This is a genomic window from Microbulbifer maximicatervae (SeqCode), from assembly GCF_052467305.1.
This window is the reverse complement of the sequence record NZ_CP174306.1, coordinates 2,323,976-2,350,455: the sequence shown is the minus strand read 5'-3', so window position 1 is coordinate 2,350,455 and position 26,480 is coordinate 2,323,976. Positions and strand designations below refer to the sequence as shown.

Below are 26,480 nucleotides of genomic sequence, written 5' to 3'. Positions count from 1 at the left end.
GTCTAGACATTCCTGCGAAGCCGCGCCTTGATTGTGAACCGCTCTGTATGCCAGAGGTATCACAGAGTTGTTCAGAGGCTCCCTAAGTAGCATTGGCTGTAACGGCAGGCTGTGCCGGAATTTTTCCGAGGTTCTCTTGGTATTTTGACAGGTTGTTATTCAGCGATGTGTAAAAAGGGTTGGCAGGGAAATTTCATATAAAAATAAAGGTGTTCGGGCGGTCAATTTTAGTTATTTGGTTTTGCTTTGCACCGCTTTATTCACAGCTATGTCTCCACCTGGCGTATCGCTCAGTTATCGAACAGGGTTATCAAGCGAAGTGGTCTCGCAGATTTATTGTCTTGCTTCAGGGGGCCGGTGATCAATCCAATGCAGCTCAAGATTTTCTGTGAGAAATACCACAGCCAAAAGTAAAAAGGCCCCGGAGAGCGGGGCAATCACACGAGCAACAACCTAAGAAAACTTTATAGTTATAGTGGCACCACCCTGTAGAAAAAAGAGGCGGGGATTCTCATCCCCGCGAGAACTCAGTTAATGCTGCAAACAAATTCCCAGCTGGCATCGGCGCTATCTGGAACCGAATTTGTCCACCAGTTAGCCTGGTATACGCTGCCGTTATGGATGATTTGCTCACCGCTACTTGCGTGATCACCCGAGGGCCATTGCGGATAGGTCACCAGTCCGCTGGTATCGACACCGGCATCGGTGCAGCTGTCACCCTCGCTGCCGCCGTCACCACCATCGCTACCGCCATCACCGCCATCACCGCCATCACCATCATCAGAAAGTGTCGCCAGTGGCAGCTCTGGGTACTCAAATGCCAGTGCGTATGTTGTACCGTTGACGGCTGCCGTGTAGGCCTGCGGGCCGGAAACAGGCAGGTAGTAATTCAGGGTCAAATCCCAGGTCTCGCCATCGGCAAGGTCCTGCCAGCTTGGCAGCGCGAAGCTCACGCGGTGGAACTCGTTTTCAAGCCCACCAACATTGTCGCCAGCGGCATTGGCCCCGTCCTCAATAACTTCGAGGCCGGCACCGCTCTGGTCGGAGATAACGTTGGATGTCGAGGTCGGCATATCGAACTCAAACACAGTACCGCCAGGCAACACACCACCGGTGTTATTGGTGATATACAGTTTGGGGTTTAGCGGGTAGTTCTGATCGCCGAGTTGGAAACTGGAAATTTCGATGCCCACATCAATCGCTTCGGATGGGATTGTGCGATCACTGCGCAGCTCGCGATAGGGTTCTGCGCTGGCAAACTTATCGTAGGCGAGAGTCGTTAGGGTGGTGCCCATAAAGTACTCGCCTTTGCTGGCATCCCAGTCGTAGTCACCGGCGAGCTCCCAGAACATAATGCCGCCCACACCCTGGTCGATAACATACTGTACTTTCGCATCCATCGACTCTTCGTCTTCTGTGGAGAGATACACACTCTTGGTACTGTTCCAGAGCCACGGCGCTTCAGATACTGAGTCGTAATTGCGCGCGTAAGTGCCGACAAGTGCATCGTCCGGCTCACCGCTTGGATCGAGCCCGTAGTCTGTGACATAGGAACCGACAATGCCGTTTTCCAGGTTCTTGGCATGCCACATGGGGTTAGAGCCCGCGCCCATTTCTGCGCCGCTCTCGTCCAGGTCGTGCCACATATTGTCAATGCCAGTTGCACCGTAACCGCAATTGGCAGAGCCGCCGGTGCCGGTTGGGCAGTCGGATTGATTTGGCAGTGCGGCAGAGCCACCCAGACCGTTGCTACCACCGCTTACGCCCTGCCAACCTCGGGTGTAGTAGGGAATACCGATGTTAATGCGGCCCGGAGACATGGACCCGCGGAAGTACTTCACTGCCCAGTCGATATTCAGGTAGCCAATACCGCCGTATTGGGACGTTGAATAGACGCCCGCTGCATACAGTTCTGGATCGTCGCCGTTGTCGTACAGTGGGGAGTTGTGGCCCACGTATTCATTCCAAGCGCCGTGCAGGTCATAGGTCATGATGTTGACGTAGTCCAGGTACTGAGTGACCTGCATGGTTTCCATGCCGCGCAGCAGATAGCCTGAAGCCGGTGAGGCGATGGTTAACATGTAGTGGGTGTCATCCTCCTCACCCGCGATATCCAGCTTTTCACGCAATACACGCATCAGCTCCACATAAGATTCCATAAGGGAACCGCGCAGCGAGTTGGCGATACTAAAGTCCAGCGGGTTACCTGCATCGGTCATTGAGGTGGGATATTCGTAGTCGATATCCACACCATCGAAGCCGTACTCGCGGATAAAGTCCACGGCGGAATTGGCGAATGCCTCAATGCCTGCATGGTTGACACTGCCGTCTGTATTGGTGGTCATGGTATAGAAACCACCGTTGTCGACTCGATCGCCATATTCGTTGAAATAACCACCACTTTCAGCCCAGCCACCGACAGAAACGAGGGTGCGCACTTCGGGGTGCTGCTTCTTAAACTTGCTCAACAGGTTGAAATGGCCCTGATAATTGAAGTCCGCATCCATCTCTGCGCCACTAACATCGGGCCAAGTCATGCCGGTGGCAGGGTTGGCGGGATCAGTGGTATTGCCGACAGACACTTCGTAGTTGTCATCAATATGGGCGAAGGCGTAATTAATGTGGGTGATCTTATCCCAGGGGATATCGTTCACCAGGTAGGTGGGCTGCCCGTTGGCACCGTTTCTCCAGCTGGTGAAATAGCCAATAATACGGCGTGAGTGATCGGCGCCCATAATCTCGCGGCCTGCTGCGGTATAGATATCGCAGTAGTTCGGCGCCGTGCCGGGGCTGGTATATAAGCCATCGGGGCGACAGGGGAAGTCACTCGCTACCGGTTCGCCAGTTACGGTGATTGAAACCTGCGCGGAGTCAGTGGACTGGTTTGCGCTATCGAATGCTCTTGCGAAAACGGAGGCGCTGCCGGGAGTGGCAACCCAATCGATACTAAACGGCGCGCTGGAATCCTCGCCCACTTTCTGACCGGCGACGTAGAACTCCACTTTAGAAATCGCACCTTCTGCATCACTGGCGCTGGCGGCGATACTGACACTGGCGCCTTCATCAAACACACTGCCGTCGGCGGGATTATCCAGGGTTACGTTTGGCGGGAAATCTGGGGTGGCAACGCTGATATTGACTGAGGCCGATTGAGTGCTCTGGCCGTCGTTGTCGGTAGCTGTTGCATACAGGACATGGCTGCCTTCGGTTGCTGTCCAGTCGATGGTGTAAGGCGCACTGGAATCACTTCCCAAGCTGCTTCCATCGATAAAAAACTCCACTGAAGTGATGCTGCCATCCGCATCACTGGCGCTGGCTGCGAGAGAAACTGACGCGCCCGTATCAAATTGAGACCCGTCTAGGGGGCTGTCGAACGAAACAACCGGGGCTTGCGGGCCGCTCGCGCTAACAGTAATGGTGATGTCTGAGGTAAATGTCTCCTGTCCTGCGTCGTCCACTATGCGTGCGCGCAACACCGGGCTGCCGGCAGTGGCGGCCCAGCTGGCCTGCCAGGGCGCGCTGGTATCGGTACTGATAGAGTTGCCATCGACGAAAAACTCTACACTGGCGACTTGGTTATCGTCGTTTGCATCGACAAAAATGATAACGCTGTCATTTTCGCTGAATGTTGTGCCGTTAGTAGGGGCGGTGATAGAACCTGATGGGGGCTGGTCGTCACCACTCTCACAGGCGCCTTGTAGCGTCCACTCCTGATGCTGGCCGGAGAACTGCTCCGGATCCTGGTTTTGAGTCCACCAGTTGGCTCGATAAGCATTGCTATTGTACTGGACTTCTGCACCGGCGGTGTAGGCGGTGCTAGCATCCCATTCGGAGAGGTCTGTGCAGTCCACGGCGTGGGCCTGGCCTGCGGCAAAGATCGCCACGGCAAGACTGCCGAGCGCGAGAGAGTGTCTCATTGGGTTCACCTTGAGCAAGTTATTCTTGTTGTTGGTCATCGGCAGAGAGGCTTTGTGGCCGCCAAAATGACACCGCTGTCAAACTATCAGCGCTGGTGGGTAATCGCAATGCGGAAAGAGACTAATTGCTGTCCGTCAAAGAGAATTTGAATGAAATCCCGCCACTATTTGCATTTTGTGAATTGCGTCGCAGTAAATGTGGGGCTTTGCAAGCGTTTTAGATGGGCAAGGTGTTGCGTATTGTCGTTGGGTAGATTCAGGTGGATGGACGCGGAGCCAGAAGAATAAATATGGGCGCACCGGTAAGTTGTCTTATTCAGAGGCTCCTTAAATCGACTAGGTGCTTTAGGGGGCCGCTATTGCCTGGCCTGGTTATGAGCTGGTTCATTTCTCTGGCTCCTTGATTGCACAGCCTTCTTGATCATATTCATCGAAAACTGATTCTGCGCAAGCATAAGGTGGTCCGTTAAACCACGATGGATCATCTTCGTGATCCGATATACAAATTGCAGTAATGACACGCGAACCAATGTCGGTACAGCGCCATTTTTTATCACCACACCAAAAATCTAGCCCCATTGAGAACTCACTAATTTTCATACTTTCTCAACTTACACTCATAGCTACTTGGCTCCATGCCCCGTGCACTTGGGCTGCGATCACTGATTGACAGCGTTGTCTTTTTCGCTATTGTGAACCCTGCAATCGCTGGTGTCATAAAAAATAGAGAAGGACTCCCATGCTCCGCGCCATCCCCTCCTTAAACAAGACCAAGCTTAAAACTTTACTCTTCCCCCTGGCCTTGGGAGCGACGAGCGCCCTGACCGGTTGCGGTGGGTACGACGACCCGGAACGGGGTTCAGCTCGGCAAATTGCTGAAGATTTTTCGGTGCAGCTGGAAGTTCTCACCAACTACCAGGCGGCCGGCGACGAGCTTGCACAGCGTTGCAAGCGTGAGGGCGGCAGCGGGGCAATTTGCTCAACTTACCGGATATCTCTGAGTAACGCCGGCAAGGCTGCTTTGGCACCGGGTGCTTCGGAATGGAATCTCTATTTCCACAGTGTGCGGCGCACCCTGGCACTGATAAACCGTGACGATTTGCGCCTGGAGCATGTCAAGGGAGATCTGCACCGGCTGGTGCCACTGGCCCATTTCCCAGGGTTGGCACAAGGGGAGACGCTGCAACTCGATTTTCTCGCCGAGTACTGGTTCCAATTCGAATCGGACTTTATGCCGCGCCTGTTCACTGTAGATGCAGAAGGACAGGCCCATGTTATCCATTCCACCGACTCTGACAGCATTGCCGATTTGGTACAACCGATCCCAACAAACCACCCTGACAATTGGAAGAGGGTATCCGCCGATGCCAATGTCCTGGCGACTGCAACCAGCCGGTTTGAGGAATTTTCCCGGCGCGGTGTCCAGGAAGGGGATCGGTGGAAGTCCCGCATTATTCCCAAGCCTTTGCAGCACGAAAGTCGCGGCATAGCCGTTGATGTCAGTGCAGGTGTCACTGTCAATTCTGGAGCAATGCCGGCAGAGACTGTCGATGTTATTAAACAGCGTCTGAGTGCATTTGGTCTCACTGGTGAAGGCGCCGGAGCCTATCCCGTATCTGTGGAGATCGACACAAAGCAGTTTGTGAATACCGCAGAATCCTACTGGCTTGAGGCGGGTGAGACAGGCGCTCTGATAATTGCCGCAGACCAGGCGGGCGCTTTCTATGGACTTCAGTCTTTACTTGGCTTGATCGATGTGCGCGCCGCCACGCTGACGACCGCCCGGGTTGTGGATGCGCCGCGTTTCCCTCATCGCGGACTCTTTCTCGATGTGGGCCGCAACTTTCATAGCAAAGCACTGGTGCTCAAGCTGCTCGACCAAATGGCAGCTTATAAGCTTAACCGTTTCCACCTCCACCTGTCCGATGATGAAGGCTGGCGCCTGGAGGTGCCCGGTCTGCCTGAACTCACAGAGATCGGTTCTCGCCGCTGTTTCGACCTGGAAGAGAACCGGTGCCTGTTGCCGCAGCTGGGTTCTGGCCCCACTACAGAAAACAATGGCAGCGGCCATTTCAGTGTCGAAGATTACATCGAGATCGTTCGCTATGCCGGTGAGCGTCATATCGAGGTAATCCCGGAGTTCGATATGCCCGCCCATGCCCGCGCTGCGGTTGTGTCGATGGAGGCGCGTTATCGTCGTCTGAAGGAATCAGATCTGCAAGCGGCTGCGCGCTACCGACTGATTGATGCAGAAGACAGCAGCCGTTTCCTGTCGGTCCAGTTCTATGACGACAGCTACGTTAACCCCTGTATCGACTCCACCTACCAGTTTGTAGGCAAAGTGATATCGGAAGTGCAGGCGATGCACCAGCGCGCAGGCTATCCGCTGCAAAGCTGGCATTTCGGTGGCGATGAGGCTGTCAATATTCTCGCCAGCAACAGCTTCGAAGATGCGCCAGGGCAGGACCCTGCCAAAGGGGACGTTGACGCCGGAGCTCGCCAGCAGCCGTGGTCGGGCTCCCCTCAGTGCCAGAAGCTGGTTGCCAGTGGTGCCATCGCCGACATCTCAGGGCTGGGCAGCTACTACGCGCGCCGCGTTGCCTCCCAGGTCCACGACGCCGGAATTCCCACGCTTGGCGCATGGAATGATGGTGTTAAAGCAGTTAAAGATGCCGGCGAAGAACTCGCAACAGAAAACAACTATGTCAACTCTTGGGCCCCACTGGTCTGGGGTGGTGGTGATGAAAGCTCACACTTCGCCGCCGCCGGATTTGGCGTGGTGCAATCTCACTCCGACTTTTTGTATTTCGATATGCCCTACGAAGTCGACCCGAAGGAGCCTGGTTACTATTGGGCCTCGCGCTATACCGACACACGCAAGACTTTCAGTTACGCCCCCCTGATCACCGCCCAACTGGCAGAAGTCTCTACTGATCGTGACGGCAATGCCTGGTCGGCAAAAGCGGCAGATGCAAGCTTTGCCACCAGCGTACGCGGCATACAGGGTAATCTGTGGAGCGAAGTGGTTCGCACCGACGCCCAAGTGGAATATATGATGTTCCCGCGGCTGCTGGCCCTGGCCGAGCGGGCATGGCACCAAGCATCCTGGGAGCTGGATGCGGCCCCAGGACAGGAGTTTTCCGCTGAGAGTGGCCTCGTTGATGTTGCCGCTTTGGATGCGGATTGGGGAGCATTTGCCGCCGCGCTGGGGCACAAAGAACTGCTCAAGCTGGATCTTACCGGGGTAGGGTATCGCATCCCGGTGCCGGGGGCGCTGAATGACAAAGGGCATTTAAAAGTTGCCCAGGCCCTCCCGGGGCTCGTCACCGAGTACCATGATGGTGAATCCTGGCGTCCTATCACAGCGGAAACACCCGCAGAGAAAGCAGATACCATCCGAACGCGCAGCGCTGATGGCCGCCGCACTAGTCGCGCTGTGTCTGTCAGCGTGACGGGCGGCGGATTGTAACCTTTGAGCTGCAGGGCCTCGACGCGGGGCCCTGCCTTAAGTACGAAGTGCCGGAATGGAGATCTTGTTCGGCGTCTTTTTCTGGGAGAGGGAGATTGATTTGCTATGTAAAACTGCCCACACTCACTTAACTACACATTTTCTTACCGTTTATCAGAAATGTCTCTATGACCTCTAGTATAAGAGTAAGAGCTTGGTTATCTCGCATATTATTTTTTTCAACAATATAGTTGATCAGGCTTGATACTTCTCTATCAAGATCAACTTCTACACTCTCGGAGTATTTGATAGGTGATCCTACCCACTAACGACGGACACTCTCTTAAGCGATAAACTACGCAGCAGAGGTGCTCTATGACAAGATCAAATAAACCAACCAAAACCACTCGTAAACAGTACTCAGAGGAGTATAGAAAGGACCTATTCGCTACCTAAAGAAGGCGAAATAGCCTTAGGTGGTTTCGAGAGTGGTTACTATTATTTCAGATTGGCAGGTCAGGAAGGGAGGCATTTCAGTAACGTGGCAAACGTTGATGTTGTCCATAGAAATATTGTGGTTGCATTAATTCAATTTGCCACTGGAGCTTTTCTTTTTTTAATATTAATTAACAAATAGGTAAACCACCGTCTCAGGCGGTGAGACTAGACAAGGCTCTGCCGTTCCGGCGTGCGGAGTAAAAATATGCCCTCCATGAACCGGCAAGTTCTTTGAGGAGGCCATATGCGAGATTGGCAGTGCCAAGCTCACGTGAAACATTATCACAGGTACCATGTGGTATTTGTGCCCAAGTATAGAAAGAAAGCGTTATTTAGAGCATTGAGACGTGAGATTGGAGCAATATTCCGAGACTTATGGAGCCTCTGATCAATGAAGCATTTTTCTAGAATCAAGCTGAATTTTTTGAAAAATTCACTTTTCTACGCAAAACGCTTAATTTTCGCGTAATAGCCCCTAATTTTTCACCTAAAATCCCCAGTTGGCGGATTTCAGGCGCACCACCCCTAGGTGGCCAAGTATTTTCTCCCTATTAGTAAGTTAGTAAAGCCTGCTAGCAAGCACAGCTGCTCAGTATTCTTTAACAGTCCCCGATAGCGGACCTTGTCATAACCAAATACCCGTTTAATGTAGCGAAAGGGGTGCTCAACCTTCGCTCTTATCTGCGCCTTGATCTTTTCCGCCTTACGGAGTGCATCACGCCCAGGAAGAGTTTTCAGCTTGCTCGGCTTCATTGCTATGTACCAATCCACCTTCCGCTCTTTCAACTCTTCACGCTTCTCCGCACCAATGTATCCGGAGTCACCCCAAACTCTTCCTTCCTCGCCGTGGAGGACTCGCTCTGTGGCTGTGACATCATGCGAATTCGCTGCTGTTGTATCTACGCTATGTATTACTCCGAGCACATCATCAACCCCGATATGCATCTTCATTCCAAAGTGCCACTGATTGCCTTTCCTTGTTTGATGCATTTTTGGATCACGCTCTTTCTTTTTATTCTTAGTTGAAGTTGGCGCAGAGATAATAGTGGCATCTACAATGGTGCCTTCACGCAGTGCCATGCCATTCTCAGCAAGATGTTTATTGATTTCATCAAAAAGGGCTGTACCTAGCTGATTCAGCTCCAGTAAGTGGCGAAAGTTAAGAATCGTTGTTTCATCGGGAATTGGGCCGCTCAAAGTCAATCCAGCAAAACTACGCATGGATTCAATTTCATACAGCGCATCCTCCATAGCGGGATCACTGAGATTGTAAAATAGCTGCATGCAATGAATACGGAGCATGACACTTAATAGATATGGCTGTCGGCCACGTTTGCCTTGTGGATAGCAAGGAGTGATCTGAGCCTCTAGTCGCTGCCATGGGATGAGGGCTTCCATTTGAGAAAGAAACTTCTCTCGGCGAGTTATACGGCGCTTTAGCTTATATTCTGCTTCGGCAAAGGTGACTTGGTGCATAATCTATCGTAGTCTTGACGGATAACTGAATACTACCAAATTGGCTCAGAATTATTTAGAGGTTCCTTAGAGGTGCTTTGCGAGTCTGCGTTTAATTTCAGCAGTAAATTCTCAATTTAGAAAAATATCGGAGATTTAAAAATGTCTTATGCAGATGGATTTGTAGCAGCTGTACCCACAGACAATAAAGAAGAGTATATTCAGCATGCAAAAATTGCTGCAGAAGTATTTAAAGAGCAGGGGGCTCTAAAGGTTGTTGAAACTTGGGGTGATGATGTTCCTGAGGGCGAGTTAACCTCGTTCCCTTTGGCTGTAAAGTGTGCAGGCAATGAAACTGTAGTGTTCTCCTGGGTCGTTTGGCCTTCTAAAGAAGTTCGAGATTCTGGGTGGCAAGCGGTTATGGATGACCCGAGGATGCACCCAGATCAGAACCCTATGCCATTTGATGGTAAGAGATTAATCTATGGTGGTTTTAATATTATTTTGGATGAATAAGGCATATTTGTAGGTTGTTGCAGCATGTCAACATAAGTGGTTGAGAGTAATATCAACTCTTTAGCCTGCGTTGCCATGAGATTGTATTTTAATGGTACAAAGGTATCACAGACAATTGGTATGCATGTGTCTTCGGAGTGTAGATCTATTAAAAATACTTTAGATGAAGTGATAAAGGTGGTATATAAGGCCCCTTCTTTAATTAGCCACTTTAAGTAGAAGCGTCTAACAAATATGTACCCCAAACTATCCAGAAGATTTAGAGCGCTGATGATTGATTCTTTGGTGCTAGTTGCAGTTGTTGCCTTCTCAATAGCTATTGGCACTAGCATCAACTTTAAAGATGATATGTACCAATCAGCTTTAATTCTAATGCCGATCATCTTATTTGAACCGGTATTGGTTTCGTTAACTGGTGGGAATGTTGGGCATCATCTAATGGGTATTTGTATCCGTAAAGTGGGAGCCAATAAAAAAATTAATATTTTCCAGGCACTTGTCAGGACGTTCTTTAAGCTATTCTTAGGGGTTCCTTCACTAATAGCTATTCTTACATCAAAGAAGCGTCAAGCTGTGCATGATTTTCTTTCTATGTCGCTAGTGGTTGTAAAGGACCCGGCTTCATTGCCAGGCTATGAGGTGCTTGATGAGCGCACTGAATCGCTAGACTATAAGTATCCAGGAGAGGTCCGGAGATTGGTTATAGTAGGTGTATATCTATTACTTTCAATGCTCTTCGCATCTATGATTTCTGTTTTTTCAGTATCGGAGCTGTGTGCTTTTAGGCAGGTTTGCAGTCAGCTGGAAAGTTCTATTCAGTTTCTAATTAGTTTGTTCTTTTGGATCTCGGTTTTTGTGCTTCCTTGGCTGGGGTGGTCTGGTCGCTTATATGGGGCGAGGAGAATAAGGCTGGAAGTTTACTAGTCTACTACCGATTTTTCTTCCCCTGAGGAACAATGCTCAATTAAAGTGAGTTAAATGGCATTTGAAAGTTGGTTAGTCTTTTGCGTAATCGCACTCTTGGCGACTGCTACCCCAGGGCCTGCGGCACTACTGGTCTCTATCAATACTCTATCGGACGGTGTTAGAGGGGGTGTGTTCACGGCATTGGGTAATATATCTGGTTTGTTTGTTATGTCCGGGCTTTCAGTTATTGGATTGAGTGTACTTGTCCTTAACTCTTCCGTAGCGTTTACTATGGTAAAGATGATCGGGGCTGGATATCTGATTTATATGGGAGTTAAGCTTTGGAAAAATGGAATAGGAAGAGTGGATTCTGCTGATGTAACTTGTAATGTTAGGCGAGGTGCATTGAGTTTGTATATTCAAGGGGGCTTAATTGCCTTAACGAACCCTAAAGCGATTATATTTACAACCGCGCTTTTCCCGCAATTTATTTCCTTGTCAGATCCACTGTTGCCCCAGTTCTCCTTGCTGGTTTTCACTTTTATGGCATTATCTTTTAGCTGTTTATTTTGTTATAGCTTATTAGTTTTTGGTGCTAAAGAAAAATCCAGGAATATGGCCTCAAGTCGATTGCTCGGTCGTATATTTGGTTCCACTTTTGTTGGTGCTGGTTGTGTTTTAGTTGGCGCATCAAAATAGGAAAGTGTATGTAATAATATACAAAAATCTATTTTGGGTGCTTCTGTAAAACATACAGTATTCCTCATGCTGTCAGAAGTAAGGTGGTAAGCCGGTCGCAGTTAGATGAGTAGGGTAAGCCGCATCCTTTGCTTTATGTGTACCCCCCCCAAAAAAAATACAGCAAGTAGTTTCGCGAGTTACGTAGTATGGATATTAAAGATTATATTGAGTTGATCCATAGTTTTTCAAAGACAGATTTTTAACTTCAGGGAGGTGGAAACTCTATCTATTTTCGATTGCAAGAGGAAAGGGATATTGTTTTTCCGAAAGAGTTTCAAGAGTATAGAGTCCACTATGCGCCTGCCCACAGCCAATATCTTAATGGCGTGGGCAACCCAATTGATCTTTATAGTGCCAGGCGCTTGTCATGGGTGATGAATGGATATAACTACAATCCGGTTGATAATCAGCCAATACCCGGTTGGGATAAAACTTGGTTTTTATTCGCCGATGAGGGGGCAGACCCAATCATTGTTGACTTGGCCGAAAGCAACCGAAATTCAATGGTATATCGTGCCATGCATGGGGCTGGGGGGTGGGATTTTAGGCCTATCGCAGATTCAATAGGGCAATTTCTACTATGCGCTTCAGCTCTACATCATGCGCTCTCCGGAATAGTTGACAAAGATGTACTTGTTGATGATGGATGTGGGTTTAATCTTCATGAAAGAAGTGCATCTTGGTTGTTTCCATTCTTTCGTCAATATGCGGATAAATATTACACAGATTGGCTTGCAGCATTTGATAATAGTTAGAGGGGTAAATGCTCCTCTTTGGTACTATAGTTAATGATTTATAACGTCAAATATTGTAAAACATTTTGTCTAAAGCTGATGGCTTCTCATTCATGGAATGTGACCACGACATGAGTAGGTATGGTTAGTGTTTCAGACAGGGAAAGTACGCCTGACTCGCGAGTGAATATACTCAGGGGTACTATTTATTAATCTGATTGCTAAAAATAGTTGCCTGGTTTATCCGAGTTCTGAACTAACGCAGGTTTGAGGTGAATCGTGAAAATCAATATTTGAAAATTCTTGAATTATAGTGTAATGATTGTCGCGTTGCTCCATTTTGAATCCATAACACCTTAATAAAGTGTTTGCCGCATGGTAGGGCCTTACGGAATCAATTTTGATTGTAACTTTTTGATTTGATAGCTGTTCAATGCCGACAACGTCTTGTTGGGCGAAGTTGAAAATCATTCTAGTCATTTCGCTTAGCGGGATCTCCTCAAAGTTAAGTTGCATGGTTTCCTTTGGCCAAGATGAGTCATCAGCTACTACATGTGGTGTTTGGGTTAGGCCAATAAACCCTATAGTAAGAACAAAGAGGCCACCTAATGTTGTTTTTACTGTTGAGTTGTGGTGTTTTTCAAGCATGATAAATCTCTCTTTTTGGTTTAATAGAAATGCCATAGTGGCGGGGAGGATGTTCACGTATAAACGTTTTGTTAATGCGCGACCATATTCTAAGCGTTCATTGTTATTGCTATTTTTTAGGGTTCGATGATCACATGCCAGTTCCTGGTCTTCTCGGATTATTGGTGCGATTATATGAATTAGTGGATTGAACCAAAATACAGCACGGACGATTTCGTAGATCAATTGAATCCATAAATCCTTGCGTTCTATGTGGGAGAGTTCATGGGCAAGAATATAGCGTTGCTGAATTTTATTATATCGTGAATAGAAGTCATCCGGTAAGTATACTGCAGGCTTTAATAGGCCTGTAACAAATGGAGCGGAAGGTATGTGTGTTTTATATATGGTGTGGGCTTTGAGTGCTAATAGTTTATGAATTTTGATAATCTCTTCTACCGGAATAGATTGTCGATTTTTGATTAAATGATTTTTAAGTGCGTATATAGAAAAAAGTCTATAGATCACCCAGGCAGAGAATCCGATTAACCAGACCCAGATTAAATAAAAGTCGGGAGTAAGTACCGTAACATTTGGATTAGGAAATATCTTTATAGAAATGTTATCAGCCGAAAAGGCCTGGTACTCAATAAGTGCAATGCTGACTTCTGGTTTTTGCCACATAAAGCACCTAGCCAAAGGAATTAGCCAGAGTAGGAATGCTATCTGTGCACCCAAATAACGCCGGACCAAACCTTTTATCAATAGAACTAAACCAACTAGTAAAGTGATTTCAACTGATGTTTGATATAACCACTCAATCATTTTTCTTCTTCAGCTTGTCTAAAATTTCTTCAATTTCTTTTAACTCTTGAGTTGATATCTTTTTATGCTGGGCGAAGTGTGCAAGCAGGGGAGCCATTTTGCCATTGAAAAAACGTGACAGGAGTCCGTTAGTTTCCTCATCAACAACTTCATCCCTCGAAATAGCGGGAGAGTAAAAATAGCGTTTGCCATCTTTGCTTCTCTCAAGAGTTCCCTTGGTTACCAGCCTGCTCAGCATCGTTTTTATAGTATTTGGATGCCAGTCAGAAGTTTCTTGTACCCGTTCAATAATCTGTCCCACTGTTAGGGGGTGATCCCTCCAAAGCACTTCTAGGATTACTTGCTCTGAAGCTGAAATAACCATGTCGATGACCTTTTAACTACGCTATTAGCCTTAAAGACTACAGGTGTAGTTTTATATTGTCAAGTATAACTTGGATTGGGGTGACACTTAGGCTTTGCGCTTTGTGCTCTTGGGGTGAGCGATAATGAATGTTTATTAAACTAATAGGTTTGGTTCTACCGTGGGATAGGCTGACGTGATTTTTATATTTTTGTAGGAAAGGGACTGATAGGTACGAGTTTGAGTGCTGAATAATGGTTATTTAACGATCATGCTTGAAATTATTTGCTTAGGCAGCGGATAAAATTTTTTATCACCCTGAGTAATAATCGTGCTTGGAACGAAAAACCTCTCATATTTCTGTCTGTATCCTCCTTGCTCCGTGGGTAAATTGTTATTGAGTGTTATCTCAAAAAAACTTGCTGATGGTTAAATAACCCGAATAAGGCGATGTATCTAAAATAGGAGGAACTGACCTCCGCGAGTGGCTCCAGAGCCAGGTGTCTGATGACTTATGACGCGAAAGGTAGTCTTTTTTGGCTTCTGTTGACTTTCCGGTACCTTTCCACTAGTTTCGCGACCACGATTAGAGGTGCCTTCTGCCCTGAATTGGCTGAGAAGGTTAAACGGGAAGTCCGGAAATCCGGCGCTGCCCCCGCAACGGTGATCCACCTGTATTCTGAGTGGTAAGCCCGATACCGGCCTCTTTTCTAAACACGATGGAGCGGAGGGCTACCATCTTGCAATACGATCTTTCGCGCTTCGGCGTGCCGCATTGCTATTCCTCCCTCGATCCCATGTGCTTTTGTCTTAGGGGTTGAAACTTGAAAAAATCTTTATTGAGCCTGGCTGTACTGTCAGCCGTGAGCGCGCCGTCTTTTGCTGAATCCACTGTTACCGAATCTTCAATTCCAGACCTGGAAACCGTGGTTGTTGTGAGCTCCCGTCAGGGCGAGCCGCTGCGCCAGGTAGCTACTTCAGTAACTGTATTGGATGAAGAGCAGCTAAAAGAGCGGGGATTGGTGTCCCTTGCCGATGTTTTGCGCAGTGTGCCTTCCGTGTCTGTTACCAATACAGGGGGTATGGGCAAGACAACCTCCTTAAGGGTACGTGGAGAGTCCGGTTTCAGAACCTTGGTCCAGATAGACGGTATCGACATTTCTGACCCAACCGGTACCCAGGCGGGGGCTCATATTGAACATATTATGAGCAGCAACTTGCAGCGCGTGGAATTATTACGCGGTCCACAAGGTATGCTCTACGGAGCCGATGCCGGTGGTGTACTGGATATCTCGACTCGTCGCGAGGGTGAGGGGCAGCGCTTTGAGGTGTCAGCTGAGGGCGGTAGCTTCGATACTGAACGCTACAATGCCAGCGCTAGCGGAGCCAATGAAGCACTGGATTATTTTGTTTCTGCAGCGGCGGCAGAAACCGATGGTTTTAATACCAGTAGTTATGACACGGAATTGAGAGATGACGACGGTTACGATAATGAAACCTTGCATGGCCGTGTAGGTTGGAATATTTCTGAGCAGTGGCGATTTGAGGCTGTGGCGCGGGATACCGATGCTTCAGGTGAGTATGATCGCTGCGGCTGGCCCTCTCAGGATGAATGTAACTTTGATTTCAGCCAGGAAAGTGTTCGTGTCAGCTTAGCTCATAAAGGCGAAGATGGTCAGCAGGAGTTGGCTTATACACGTTCTGATTTGCAGCGTACCTATATCAGTGAAGGCGTGCCCTTTTATGAAGCGGAAGGTGATATCGAAAAGTTGAACTTCACCGGTTCCTACGGGTTTAGTCGCGAACATGGAATGGTCTACGGGGTAGAGCATCGTGAAGATACTTCAGGAGACCTGGATCGGGATCAGTGGGCAGTTTATTCCGAATATCAGGGAAGCTATGCCGATCAGGCTTATATCACCCTTGGCCTTCGCCATGACAATAACTCTGATTTTGGCAGCTATAACAGCTTCCGCGCCAGCTCAGCCTATTTATTTGAGGATGTTGCCAACGGTACGGTAAAAATAAAAAGTAGTTACGGCACTGGCTTCCGTGCCCCGAGCTTATATGAAGTTGACTACAACGCTACCGCATTCGACTGGTTAACTTTTACTCCATTAGAGTTGCCGTCTCTTAAGCCGGAAGAGAGCCGAGGCCTGGATCTTGGTGTTGAATACTTTGGTGAAAACTCTCTCTACCTGGAGTTCGTACTGTTTAAACAGGTCATTGAGAATGAAATCGGATTCGATATGGTCGACTACACAGGTTACCTGCAAAGCAGTGGAGAAAGCGTGTCCCAAGGCGCTGAGTTTGTTGTCGAAGCGCAATTGACTGACAGTCTATTGCTCTCTGCCAATTACACCTACACCGATGCTGAAGAAGCCGATGATTCTCCCCGAGCCCGCAGTCCCAAGCACTTGGCGAATCTCGGCTTCACTTATAAGCCTACTAGTGACTTGAGCCTTGTTATGAACCTGCGTTCCAGTGCGGATGTGGTAGATAGCGATGGCTCTTCGCTGGATGATTATCAAGTGCTGGATGCCAGTGTCCGTTATCAGCTGAACAACGCCACGACGGTATTTGTTCGCGGTGAAAACCTTACCGACGAAGATTATGTGGAAGTCACTGGCTATAACACTGCGGGCCTCGCCGGTTATGCTGGTGTGGAATTCAGCTTCTAAAGCACTTTCTTTTATAGGTTCTTGAACTGAGGTGGCCATGTTGGAAGACGAGCAAAAACGAAATGCCAAGCACAAGCAGGCAATGCAAAAACACAAGGAGAAGGTTGATGCCAACATTGCAGCAGCCGATATCCAGCGTGGAGTTGCTGTCCTGCTCACCGGAAATGGCAAAGGGAAGTCGAGCTCAGCTTTCGGCATGGTGATACGCGCACTGGGTTACGGGCAGAAAGTGGGCGTTGTGCAATTTATTAAAGGCGCACAGCAATCTGGGGAAGAGCTTTTCCTTAAAAACCATTGCCCGGAAGTTACTCTTTATCAAATGGGTACTGGCTTTACCTGGAATACTCAGGATCGCACCAGTGATATTGCTGCTGCAGAGAGAACCTGGGCAGAGGCAGAAAAAATGCTCACCGATACCACCTATGACTTGGTGGTTTTGGATGAGCTCACTTATATGCTTGCTTACAAATACCTGGATGAGTCCAAAGTATTGGAGACTCTAGCCCAGCGACCACAGGAACAGAGTTTGGTGGTGACTGGTCGAGGTGGTGGTAGTGCACTACAAGAGCTAGTGGATACGGTATCTGAAGTGAAAGATGTTAAGCACGCTTTTAAAGCGGGCATCAAAGCCCGCAAAGGCGTAGATTACTAGGTTGTTTTCACTATGTCCGTGTTGATGGTTCAGGGCACGACTTCCGATGCCGGCAAGAGTACTTTGGTGGCCGGGCTCGCTCGTTACTTTTCCCAGCGCGGAGTCAGTGTCGCACCTTTTAAACCGCAAAATATGGCACTCAATAGTGCCGTTACGGCGGATGGTGGTGAGATAGGGCGGGCACAAGCGCTGCAGGCCCAGGCTTGTGGGATCGACCCCCACAGCGATATGAACCCGGTGTTACTTAAGCCCGCTTCAGATACTGGGGCTCAGGTTATTATCCAGGGTAAAGTGCTGGGGAATATGCAGGCGCTGGATTACCACCACTACAAGGCTACCGCGCAAAATGCAGTGCTGGACTCCTTCGCACGGCTCGATGATCAATATGAGCTGGTGTTAGTTGAAGGGGCAGGTAGCCCGGCAGAAATTAACCTGCGGGAAAACGATATTGCCAATATGGGCTTTGCCGAGGCGGTTGATTGCCCGGTTATACTGATTGCCGATATCGATCGCGGAGGTGTGTTCGCCCACTTGGTAGGCACCCTCGAATTGCTGTCTTCCTCAGAGCGAGAGCGTGTGGTCGGTTTTGTGATCAACCGCTTTCGTGGCGATCTGCAATTACTTCAGCCGGGGCTCGACTGGTTAGAGGAGTATACCGGCAAGCCAGTTCTCGGAGTCTTACCTTATCTCCATGACCTCTACCTTGACGCGGAGGATGCCATTAGTACCCAACAGAGCGGTGCTGATGCTCGATTGAAAGTGGTAGTGCCGGTATTGCCGCGCATAAGCAATCATACAGATTTTGATGCGCTGAGGTTGCATCCGGATATCGATCTGCAATTTGTCAGTGTCCTCGAACCAGTCCCTCAGTGCGACTGGATTATTCTTCCTGGCAGTAAAAATGTACGGGCAGACTTGGCCTACTTAAAAGAAAACGATTGGCCTGCACAGTTGGATCGGCATCTGCGCTATGGCGGCAAACTCGTGGGTATTTGCGGTGGTTTGCAAATGCTGGGGAGCGAGGTACAGGATCCGGATGGGGTAGAGGATACTCCGGGTAACGAACCGGGCTTGGGTTATCTGGATTTCACAACTCGCTTGCAGCCAGTCAAGGCACTGAAAAATATTACCGGCTTTTTAGCTTTGGAAAATGAAGTAAAAGAAGCTACTCCTGTTCAGGGCTATGAAATCCACTGTGGTATAACAGAAGGTGTAGCTCTGCAAACTCCAGCGGTATATATCTGTGATAAAGGCGGAAATTCCAGGCCTGATGGTGCAATAAGTGCTGATGGACAGATATTCGCGACCTACGTGCATGGGCTGTTCGATTCACCCGAAGCGTTGAGTGCACTTTTTGCCTGGGGTGGGTTGAAAGACTCTACGCCGCTGGATGTGGGTGAACAGCGGCAGCAACAATTGGACAGGCTGGCTGAGACTATTGCCGAGAATATCCAGGGAAACTGGCTCGAGCAATTTGAGGGAGCCAGGGAGACGGCAGCGTTGCAAGAGGATACCCAGTGACTGTTGCCCGTATCAAAGCATTAAATATTGCCTGGTGGTTACTGCCCGCAGTACTTGCCCTTAGTTTTTCTGCTGCCGTTGCCATAGGGGCAGTGTATCTCTCACCCTCACAATTATTTGCCGCGATCAGTGGCCAGGGCGATGGTGGGCTCGCTGGGGATATTGTTCAGGTAATACGATTGCCAAGGGCGCTGTTGGCCGCTGGAGTGGGTGCTGTCCTCGCCATCTGCGGGGCAATGTTGCAAGGCTTATTTCGAAACCCTCTAGCTGACCCATCCCTGATTGGTGTTACCGCAGGGGCTTCTCTCGGTGCTTGTTTGGCCATCCTGCTAGGAGCGGAGGTTGCCGCTGCGTTTGGGAGTTTACCCGTTGTATCCATAGCTGCTTTTTTCAGCGGCCTTTTAGCGGTGACACTGGTCTACAAAGTGGCGAAAAGTATTAATGGCACTTCCGTGGCCACCATGTTGCTAATGGGGATTGCCGTTACCGCTTTTTCCGCAAGCCTGATCGGGCTAATGGAGTACTTTGCTGATAATGACACCCTGCGCCGTATGAGCCTGTGGCTTATGGGAGGGCTGGATGCAGCGAGCTATCCTCGCGCTTTTCTGGTTTTGGCCGTGCTGGGCGCTTTGCTTGCCAGTATGTCCCACTTCGGCACCTCACTAAATGTTCTTTTATTGGGAGAATCCCAGGCGCGGCACCTCGGTATTGATGTGGAGCGGGTAAAAACCCGTTTGGTAGTGCTTGTTGCGGCTGGAGTGGGCACTTCGGTTGCTGTAGCCGGCAGTATTGCTTTTGTGGGGCTGGTAGTGCCCCATATAGTGCGTTTGTGGGTAGGACCTGATCACCGGCAACTGTTGCCGCTTTCTGCCCTGGCTGGAGCCAGTTTATTACTAGTTTCCGATACCCTGGCACGAACCATTATTGCCCCGGTGGAGATCCCGGTAGGGCTGATTACCGCACTGATTGGGGTGCCTTTTTTTGTTTCCTTGTTGCGTAAAAGCAGGGGGGCAATTTAATGGCTCTGCTACAGGTGGAGGGAGTTGCGGTTAGTGTCGATAATCGGCCGCTGTTGCAAGATATCAACCTGGAGGTAGATGTCGGCGAGCTGGTTTGTGTGATTGGCCCCAATGGCGCGGGGAAGTCGACCCTGCTGCGTGCCCTTTGCGGTGAAGTCAGGATGGATTCCGGGCAGGTCCACTTTAAAGGTAACTCTTTTTCAAAATTGTCGGCCCGCAATCGAGCCAGGCAAGTTGCCGTCCTGCCGCAAAATAACCCGCTGACATTTGCCTTTACCGGGCTGGAATTGGTCGCCCTCAGTCGAACTCCGCATTCCACTGGCACTGACCGGGACCGAGAAATCTGCCTGGAAGCCATGGCTGCGCTGGATGTTAGTCATTTGTCTGAGCGCCTGTACCCAACGTTATCCGGCGGCGAGCAGCAGCGCTTGCAACTGGCTCGGGTGATGGCCCAGATCTGGCGGGCAGAGGATGGGGGAGAGCGGCTCCTCTTATTAGATGAGCCCGCTGCCAGCCTGGATATTGCACACCAATATGGAATGATGAGAGCGGTAAGAGACTTCGCGCGAAGTGGCGTAGCTGTGGTAATGACAGTCCATGATCTGGCCCATGCCAGCGGCTATAGCGACAGAATCCTCGCCTTAAAGCAGGGGCGCAGTATGGCCTACGGAAATCCAGAGGATGTATTGACTGCGGAGAATATGCAGCAGCTTTACGGCTACAGTGTCACGGTGATGCCACACCCGGTAACCGGTCAATCCCTGGTGATTGCCGATGTCTAGCACCAGTGGTGTACATCTGGTACTAGGAGGCGCACGCAGCGGAAAAAGCCGGCTCGCGCAACAGCGCGCGGAGCAGTGGCTAAGCAGCAGTAGCGATGGTGGACTTACCTACCTGGCAACGGCTACTGCGGGCGATCAAGAAATGTCTACCCGTATTGCTCGACATCGGGAAGATCGGGATCATCGCTGGCAGACCCTGGAAGAACCTACTGCACTGGCCGAGGCTCTGGTTACAGCTCCTGAGTCCCATTGTGTACTGGTGGACTGCCTCACTTTGTGGTTGAGCAACTGTCTTCATCAGGGCGTTTGGGAGTGTGAGCAAGAGGCGCTTCTGCAATGTATCGATCAGAGGCGTACTCTCGCTAACGGTAATACCCCACCTTGGATTTTTGTCAGTAATGAAGTCGGTTCGGGTATTGTGCCCCTTGGGCAGTTATCGCGGGAATTTGTGGATGCGGCAGGTTGGCTTCATCAGGCATTAGCCGAGCGAGCTGATAGCGTCACCTTGGCAATTGCAGGTTTGCCGCTCACTGTAAAGTAAAGAATCACCTGAGACTGAGACTGAGACTGAGACTGAGACTGAGACTGAGACTGAGACTGAGACTGAGACTGAGACTGAGACTGAGACCGATAATGATGACAGATGAACTCAGTTGGCTCGATAAGCCTGCACCAACCCCGGACCAGAGTGCTCGCAATGCCGCGATTGCCCGCCAGGAGCAATTGATTAAGCCGCAAGGCGCGCTTGGTCGGCTCGAAAGCATTGCCGTGGATTTCGCCGGATTCCAGGGGAGGGAGCAACCCCTACTGAATAATTTGTCGGTGCGCGTATTCGGTGCTGATCACGGTGTTGCAGCCCAGGGAACTTCCCGATTTCCTCAGGCCGTCACTTCTGTAATGCTGAAACTATTTTGCGAGGGTGGGGCGGCTATTAATGTGTTGAGCCGCGAGCAGGATGCTGACTTTGCCGCAATTAATCTGGGTTGTGTGGTCCCCGCTGAACACCCCGACCTGATTGATGAAGTTATAGCTCCCTCTACTGCGGACTTCTCCCAAGGTAATCCCGCTATGACCCAAGCGCAGCTGGCTCTTGCTCTTGATGCCGGTCGCCGCCAGTCTACCGATGCAGATTGTTTTATTGGCGGAGATATGGGTATTGGCAATACCACTTCCGCCGCTGCCATTTTTGCCGCCCTTTTTGAGCTAGAGGTTGGCAGCATTACGGGGCGAGGAACAGGTATCGACGATGCAGTGCTCGCCTGCAAGGTGGAGCTGATCGAATTTGCTTTGGAACAGCACCGGGCAGCGCTGGGCTCGCCACTTGCTATTCTGCAAACTTTTGGTGGCTTTGAGATTGCAGCCTTAACGGGAGCGTTTGTCGCCAGTGCCCAGCGAGGTGTCCCTGTATTGGTTGATGGTTTTATGGCGACTGCCGCGGCAGCTATTGCCGGTGCTATTAATCCATCAGTGAAGCCCTGGTTGCTCTACGCCCATCTCTCTGACGAGTCTGGTCACAAACTGGCCCTCGAGTGCCTGGGGGTGAAGCCATTGCTGAGCTTCAATATGCGCCTTGGCGAGGGCACAGGTGCAGTGTTGGCCATAAGTATTATCAAGCAAGCGCTGAACCTGCATAACAAAATGTTCACTTTCAGTGAGGCAGGAGTGCCAGTTGCGGATTGATCTTTTACGACACGGTGCCTGCGAAGGTGGAAATATTTTTCGCGGGCAGATCGATGTGCCCCTAACCAGTGAGGGTAGGGAGCAGATGTTGCGAGGGCTTGCCGAGCTCGATGGCTCCTGGGACCGAATTGTTACTTCACCCTTACAACGCTGCCAACGCTTTGCTGCTCAGCTTGCCCGAGAGAAAAAACTGCCGATAACTGAAGTTCCTGATATCCGGGAAATTGGTTTCGGGGACTGGGAGGGGCAGTCAGTCGATAAGATCTGGACTGAGCAACGAGCACTGTGTGAAGCCTGGGGGCGTGACCCAGAAAAGCACGCACCGCCGGGAGGTGAGCCCTTTCCCGTATTTCGATCCAGAGTTCTTCAAGCTATTGATAATCTAGCCCAGCAATACTCGGGAGAGTCCCTGCTGCTCGTTACTCACGGTGGCGTTATCAAGTTGTTGCTCGCGTATGCGAATAACTGGCTCCCAGTGAAAATGATTTCACTGCAAGTTAACTACGGGTTTGCCGCATCGTTGAGATACGACTCGGACAATAAGACCTTTACCGTTTCCTACCCAGAGCAGTCAGCTTATGTTTATTGCCCGTAAGTTGTACAACCTATCCCAAGCATTTCTGTATGCGCTGGTATTTCTTACCCGGCTGCCGGTGGCGGGTTTGCTTCGGGAGGTGGACAAGGAAACGGTGAAGCGGTCGATATATTTTTACCCCCTGGTTGGAGTGGTGATTGGTGTACTGTTATCCGGGGCCGCCTACCTTCTGGCTCCTTTAGGTGCCCAGTTGCAAGCTGCAATACTATTGGGTTTCTGGGTGGTCCTGACAGGTGCACTACACCTCGACGGCCTTGCTGACTGTACTGATGCCTACTTTGCTGGACATAAGTGTGCGGATCCTGAAGAACAACGTCAGCATATTCTGAGAGTAATGCACGATCCCCACTGCGGCTCTATTGCGGTAGCGGCTGTTGTTGTTTTCCTACTGATAAAGTTCGCTGCAATAGCAACCCTGCTAGAGCTAATAAACCCAGTAACAAAAGATGCTTGGGTCTATCTGCCGTTAGTGCTCTCACCTATGTTAGCCAGGGCTGCAGCCCTGGCTTTAATGGGAGTTTCACAATACGCACGTGTTGAAGGCCATGTACCGCCCGCTGGCTCCGAGCGCCGATGGGACCTATTGCCGGTAGTTGCAATCGTAGTTGCTATTGGATGTTTAGCGGCGCCAATACCCATTGCCATAGGCATCGTCTGTAGTTTGATTGCCCTGGTCTTATTCTGGCGTCGCCTGTGGGATAAGACTATTGGTGGTTATACCGGCGATTGTTTGGGCGGTTTGGTCGAGATAAGTGAATTGTCGATATTGATATTATGGGTGGCAGTGGCTGCCAATGTGAGTTACGGAGCTGTTTAGAAGCTCCTCAGTTATAGTCGAGTTAAAGAGATGTCTCGAAGCAGTATTGTCCGTGTTGTTTTAACCTTGAATCTGTTATTGGTGAGTAATACTTGGGCGGATGATTCCGTGCGGGTAAAAGATGCCCGTGGCCAATGGGTTGAACTGCCTGCACCAGCAGAGCGTATTGTTGCGCTAGCGCCAAATATCGTGGAGAACTTTTACAGTGCTGGGGCGGGGGATAAGCTAATTGCTGCAGTAAGCTACAGTGATTACCCCGAGCAAGCCAAGCAATTACCGGAGATAGGTAACTATAAAGCGGTAAACTATGAGAGTTTACTATTGCTAAATCCTGACTTGATTGTTGCCTGGGGATCGGGAAATGGCGATCAGATGATTAATAAACTGGAGGATCTCGGTTTTACAGTTTTCGTATCTGAATCTAATGCTCTTGAAGATATCGCTGTGAATGTAAAGCGCTTCGGTAAACTTGCAGGTACAAGTGACTATGCAGATAAATCTGCCGGAGAGTGGCTTGAGCGACTGAATCAGATACAGCTTAGCCATAAGGACCTGGATTCGGTCAGTGTTTTTTATCAGGTTTGGAATGAGCCACTGCAAACACTTAATGGCGACCACCTGATTAGCGATGTTATTCAAACCTGTGGCGGCCGTAATATATTTGCCGATGCATTGGTATTAGCACCGAAGATTAGTATTGAGTCTGTACTGGATAGAGACCCGAGAGTAATTATCGCCAGCGGAATGGGGGAGGAGCGGCCAGATTGGTTGGATGCCTGGGAAGCATACCCAAGAATTAATGCAGTTAAAGAGGGAAACCTGTTCCATGTACCACCGGATATCATTCAGCGACATACTTTTCGAGTGCTGGATGGTATGGAGATGGTTTGTGGTGATTTGAATCGGGTGAGAGGAAGTTGAAGGTTTCAACTTCCTAATTATCTAATCAGAATCTGTGCTTTCTGTTGGCAATATATCTAACGGGTCCACGTAATTCTCGCATAAGCCAGCTGGTGTTGGGATTCTTGGACATAATTCCAATTTGTCTAACCTTTGGTTTAGCTCGATCGGAGATTGAGTTGGCGTGGTAACAATTCTTAGACTGTAAAGTTTTAACGGTGAGAATAGGGGCGAGTCGCTCTGGAAACACCTCTTCTGGGGAAATATTTACCTTTATTTTTTCACTTTAGAAAATAAAGTCACGCGTTAGGTCTGTCCGATATAGTGGAAGGGGTACTTTGGGCTGTTCACTATCAATTTATTCGTAAATAAATTAGTTTATCTGTTATTAGAGGCTTAACTACAAACACTCTGTTGGTCACCAATAGCCAAAAGAGTCTGTTTGCTGAATTTGGTATAGTCCTGATTATTAACTGTTCCGATTAAACTGCCCGGCTTCTTTGTGCCGTGTATTTAAAAATATTATCTGTTTTTGACTATTTAGTCTTCCTGAGCTTTATGTTTTCGTGGTGCCAAACTGTGTATAAATCATTGCTGATTTCTGTATTTTTGTCTGTTACCTTATCAGGGTGTTCCGCTTCTGGGCCTATGTATACAGAGTACAAGCGACTCAATTCGGATACTGGAGTCCTTTACTTGTATAGGGAATCATCTCTCGTAAATATGGCTGTTGGCCCGAAGGTTTATATTGATGGCGGAGGCGGGCAGATTTTGAAAAATGGTGGGTATTTGGCATATGAATTGAGCCCAGGTGAACATACTATTATCGTAGGTGATGATAGTTTTGGATTTGATAACAAGGTTATGGAGGTTGATCTTAAGCAAGGCGAAAATTTATACATTAAATGGAAGATTGGATCTCTGACAACTATGGAAATTATGGTTGTAGGGGATGCGGCAGCTGGTTATGGCGAGCGCGATTACCATTTGATAGCTATGCCTGGGAGTGTGGCAGCCAAAGAAATATCTGCTTTAAAATTATCAAAGTAATTGATTTTGGAGCTTTATATCCGTTCAGAAGTGGGTGAGGTAATTGATATATAAGCTGAGTCGGTTAGAAAAATTAATAAGGGGGATAATGTTGGGTTTTATTCCTCCTATTTATACGTTAGTTACAATTGGTCCAATAATGCCCAGTAACGAGCTTTGAATTCCGGTAAAATACTCAGTGCAAAAGACTGAGTGAGAGTTATGTATGAGAAACCATAAGAGATTTAGCTAATTATATGGGAGGTATAATAGCCTAGGTTTAACTCATGCTCTTACAGTTTCTGCTTCAAAGGCCAATGGCCCAACACTTTGCTTTCTTCATAGTCATCGTTAAAAATATTGAAGTTATACGTATAGTCTCCCCATACTATGAGCTTATAGAAATCCCTTTTGAAAAGTACGATCTTATAGATATATACGTTGTCACCTAGGAAGCCAATCATCACAAACTGCGATCCCTCTACGAGAATCTTTGCTTCTAGAAATGGAATTGCTGAAGAGTCAGCCACAGAGATGGCCGCTGGACCTCTCGCCCGTTACTTATACGATCAGTGAGTAGTGAAAAAAATCACTTTTTAGTAGATCAGGGCTAATCAATGGTAAAGCCGCCCCTAGCTGTATTAATGTTGAGTTCAAGTCAAATAGCCCCTTAATTTCATTGCCAAATGTTGGCGGTATCTCCAAGGTGTCTAAATTATTCGTATCGTTATCTAGTTTGCGGTATTGAAGTTAAGAAAGCGGCTATTCTCTTGGGTCGGCATCCTTGGAGCCTG

At 49.0% G+C, this 26,480-nt stretch carries 21 protein-coding genes and 1 riboswitch; of the genes, 16 read left to right on the top strand and 5 right to left on the bottom strand.

The annotated features are described in order from the left end of the window. Window positions 1–527: 527 nt before the first annotated feature. Both ACJJI4_RS10375 and ACJJI4_RS10370 read right to left on the bottom strand, forming a co-directional pair. Window positions 528–3,917 (bottom strand): glycosyl hydrolase family 18 protein, encoded by a 3,390-nt coding sequence (locus ACJJI4_RS10375; protein WP_444928015.1) that lies wholly within the window; start codon window positions 3,915–3,917, stop codon window positions 528–530. Window positions 3,918–4,301: 384 nt separating this feature from the next. Further along, window positions 4,302–4,517, bottom strand: coding sequence for a hypothetical protein (locus tag ACJJI4_RS10370; protein ID WP_444928014.1), 216 nt, complete (start codon window positions 4,515–4,517; stop codon window positions 4,302–4,304). Between the two features lie 139 nt (window positions 4,518–4,656). On the opposite strand from ACJJI4_RS10370, the gene ACJJI4_RS10365 reads away from it, so the two are divergent. Continuing rightward, window positions 4,657–7,386: a family 20 glycosylhydrolase gene (locus tag ACJJI4_RS10365; RefSeq protein ID WP_444928013.1), complete on the top strand. Its 2,730-nt coding sequence runs from the start codon at window positions 4,657–4,659 to the stop codon at window positions 7,384–7,386. A gap of 1,002 nt (window positions 7,387–8,388) precedes the next feature. On the opposite strand, the gene ACJJI4_RS10360 is transcribed toward ACJJI4_RS10365, so the two are convergent. Then, entirely contained in the window at window positions 8,389–9,339 is a 951-nt protein-coding gene (locus ACJJI4_RS10360; RefSeq protein ID WP_444928012.1) for an IS5 family transposase, read from the bottom strand. A gap of 141 nt (window positions 9,340–9,480) precedes the next feature. Between ACJJI4_RS10360 and ACJJI4_RS10355 the strand changes: the two genes are divergently transcribed. The 4 genes from ACJJI4_RS10355 to ACJJI4_RS10340 all read left to right on the top strand — a co-directional run bounded on the left by ACJJI4_RS10355 (window position 9,481) and on the right by ACJJI4_RS10340 (window position 12,236). Then, window positions 9,481–9,834 carry a DUF1428 domain-containing protein gene (locus ACJJI4_RS10355; protein WP_444928011.1) on the top strand — a complete coding sequence of 118 codons (354 nt, stop codon included), beginning with the start codon at window positions 9,481–9,483 and terminating at the stop codon, window positions 9,832–9,834. A 234-nt stretch (window positions 9,835–10,068) separates the two neighbouring features. Beyond that, window positions 10,069–10,758 carry an RDD family protein gene (locus ACJJI4_RS10350; protein WP_444928010.1) on the top strand — a complete coding sequence of 230 codons (690 nt, stop codon included), beginning with the start codon at window positions 10,069–10,071 and terminating at the stop codon, window positions 10,756–10,758. 54 nt (window positions 10,759–10,812) lie between these two features. Further along, window positions 10,813–11,439: a LysE family translocator gene (locus tag ACJJI4_RS10345; RefSeq protein ID WP_444928009.1), complete on the top strand. Its 627-nt coding sequence runs from the start codon at window positions 10,813–10,815 to the stop codon at window positions 11,437–11,439. Window positions 11,440–11,717: 278 nt separating this feature from the next. Next, window positions 11,718–12,236, top strand: a complete 519-nt coding sequence (locus tag ACJJI4_RS10340; protein WP_444928008.1) for a hypothetical protein — start codon at window positions 11,718–11,720, stop codon at window positions 12,234–12,236. A gap of 219 nt (window positions 12,237–12,455) precedes the next feature. On the opposite strand, the gene ACJJI4_RS10335 is transcribed toward ACJJI4_RS10340, so the two are convergent. Continuing rightward, the gene (locus tag ACJJI4_RS10335) at window positions 12,456–13,667 is read right to left on the bottom strand and encodes a M56 family metallopeptidase (protein ID WP_444928007.1); all 1,212 of its coding nucleotides are present in this window, start codon (window positions 13,665–13,667) and stop codon (window positions 12,456–12,458) included. After that, the gene (locus ACJJI4_RS10330) at window positions 13,660–14,031 is read right to left on the bottom strand and encodes a BlaI/MecI/CopY family transcriptional regulator (RefSeq protein WP_444928006.1); all 372 of its coding nucleotides are present in this window, start codon (window positions 14,029–14,031) and stop codon (window positions 13,660–13,662) included. Before ACJJI4_RS10330 ends, ACJJI4_RS10335 begins: the two co-directional genes overlap by 8 nt. Before the next feature lie 552 nt (window positions 14,032–14,583). After that, window positions 14,584–14,731, top strand: a riboswitch (cobalamin riboswitch). Between the two features lie 103 nt (window positions 14,732–14,834). Here ACJJI4_RS10330 and ACJJI4_RS10325 point away from each other — a divergent pair. The 11 genes from ACJJI4_RS10325 (at window position 14,835) to ACJJI4_RS10275 (ending at window position 25,707) form a co-directional block, all read left to right on the top strand. Then, on the top strand, window positions 14,835–16,691 hold the full coding sequence (locus tag ACJJI4_RS10325) for a TonB-dependent receptor plug domain-containing protein (RefSeq protein WP_444928005.1): 1,857 nt from the start codon (window positions 14,835–14,837) through the stop codon (window positions 16,689–16,691). 37 nt (window positions 16,692–16,728) lie between these two features. Further along, window positions 16,729–17,343 carry a cob(I)yrinic acid a,c-diamide adenosyltransferase gene (gene cobO / locus ACJJI4_RS10320; RefSeq protein WP_444928004.1) on the top strand — a complete coding sequence of 205 codons (615 nt, stop codon included), beginning with the start codon at window positions 16,729–16,731 and terminating at the stop codon, window positions 17,341–17,343. A gap of 12 nt (window positions 17,344–17,355) precedes the next feature. Further along, entirely contained in the window at window positions 17,356–18,864 is a 1,509-nt protein-coding gene (locus ACJJI4_RS10315) for a cobyric acid synthase (protein WP_444928003.1), read from the top strand. Next, a complete protein-coding gene (locus tag ACJJI4_RS10310; protein WP_444928002.1) occupies window positions 18,861–19,883 on the top strand; it encodes a FecCD family ABC transporter permease in 1,023 nt (340 codons plus the stop codon). The genes ACJJI4_RS10315 and ACJJI4_RS10310 overlap by 4 nt, the downstream gene beginning before the upstream one ends. Further along, the gene (locus tag ACJJI4_RS10305; RefSeq protein ID WP_444928001.1) at window positions 19,883–20,665 is read left to right on the top strand and encodes a heme ABC transporter ATP-binding protein; all 783 of its coding nucleotides are present in this window, start codon (window positions 19,883–19,885) and stop codon (window positions 20,663–20,665) included. Before ACJJI4_RS10310 ends, ACJJI4_RS10305 begins: the two co-directional genes overlap by 1 nt. Continuing rightward, on the top strand, window positions 20,658–21,206 hold the full coding sequence (gene cobU / locus ACJJI4_RS10300; protein WP_444928000.1) for a bifunctional adenosylcobinamide kinase/adenosylcobinamide-phosphate guanylyltransferase: 549 nt from the start codon (window positions 20,658–20,660) through the stop codon (window positions 21,204–21,206). Before ACJJI4_RS10305 ends, cobU begins: the two co-directional genes overlap by 8 nt. A gap of 92 nt (window positions 21,207–21,298) precedes the next feature. Then, the gene (cobT, locus tag ACJJI4_RS10295; protein ID WP_282933030.1) at window positions 21,299–22,345 is read left to right on the top strand and encodes a nicotinate-nucleotide--dimethylbenzimidazole phosphoribosyltransferase; all 1,047 of its coding nucleotides are present in this window, start codon (window positions 21,299–21,301) and stop codon (window positions 22,343–22,345) included. Then, on the top strand, window positions 22,335–22,940 hold the full coding sequence (locus tag ACJJI4_RS10290; RefSeq protein ID WP_444927999.1) for a histidine phosphatase family protein: 606 nt from the start codon (window positions 22,335–22,337) through the stop codon (window positions 22,938–22,940). Before cobT ends, ACJJI4_RS10290 begins: the two co-directional genes overlap by 11 nt. After that, window positions 22,924–23,757 (top strand): adenosylcobinamide-GDP ribazoletransferase, encoded by an 834-nt coding sequence (gene cobS / locus ACJJI4_RS10285; protein WP_444927998.1) that lies wholly within the window; start codon window positions 22,924–22,926, stop codon window positions 23,755–23,757. The genes ACJJI4_RS10290 and cobS overlap by 17 nt, the downstream gene beginning before the upstream one ends. A 30-nt stretch (window positions 23,758–23,787) precedes the next feature. After that, on the top strand, window positions 23,788–24,678 hold the full coding sequence (locus tag ACJJI4_RS10280; RefSeq protein WP_444927997.1) for a cobalamin-binding protein: 891 nt from the start codon (window positions 23,788–23,790) through the stop codon (window positions 24,676–24,678). Between the two features lie 558 nt (window positions 24,679–25,236). Further along, entirely contained in the window at window positions 25,237–25,707 is a 471-nt protein-coding gene (locus tag ACJJI4_RS10275) for a DUF2846 domain-containing protein (RefSeq protein ID WP_444927996.1), read from the top strand. The last annotated feature ends 773 nt before the right edge of the window (window positions 25,708–26,480 follow it).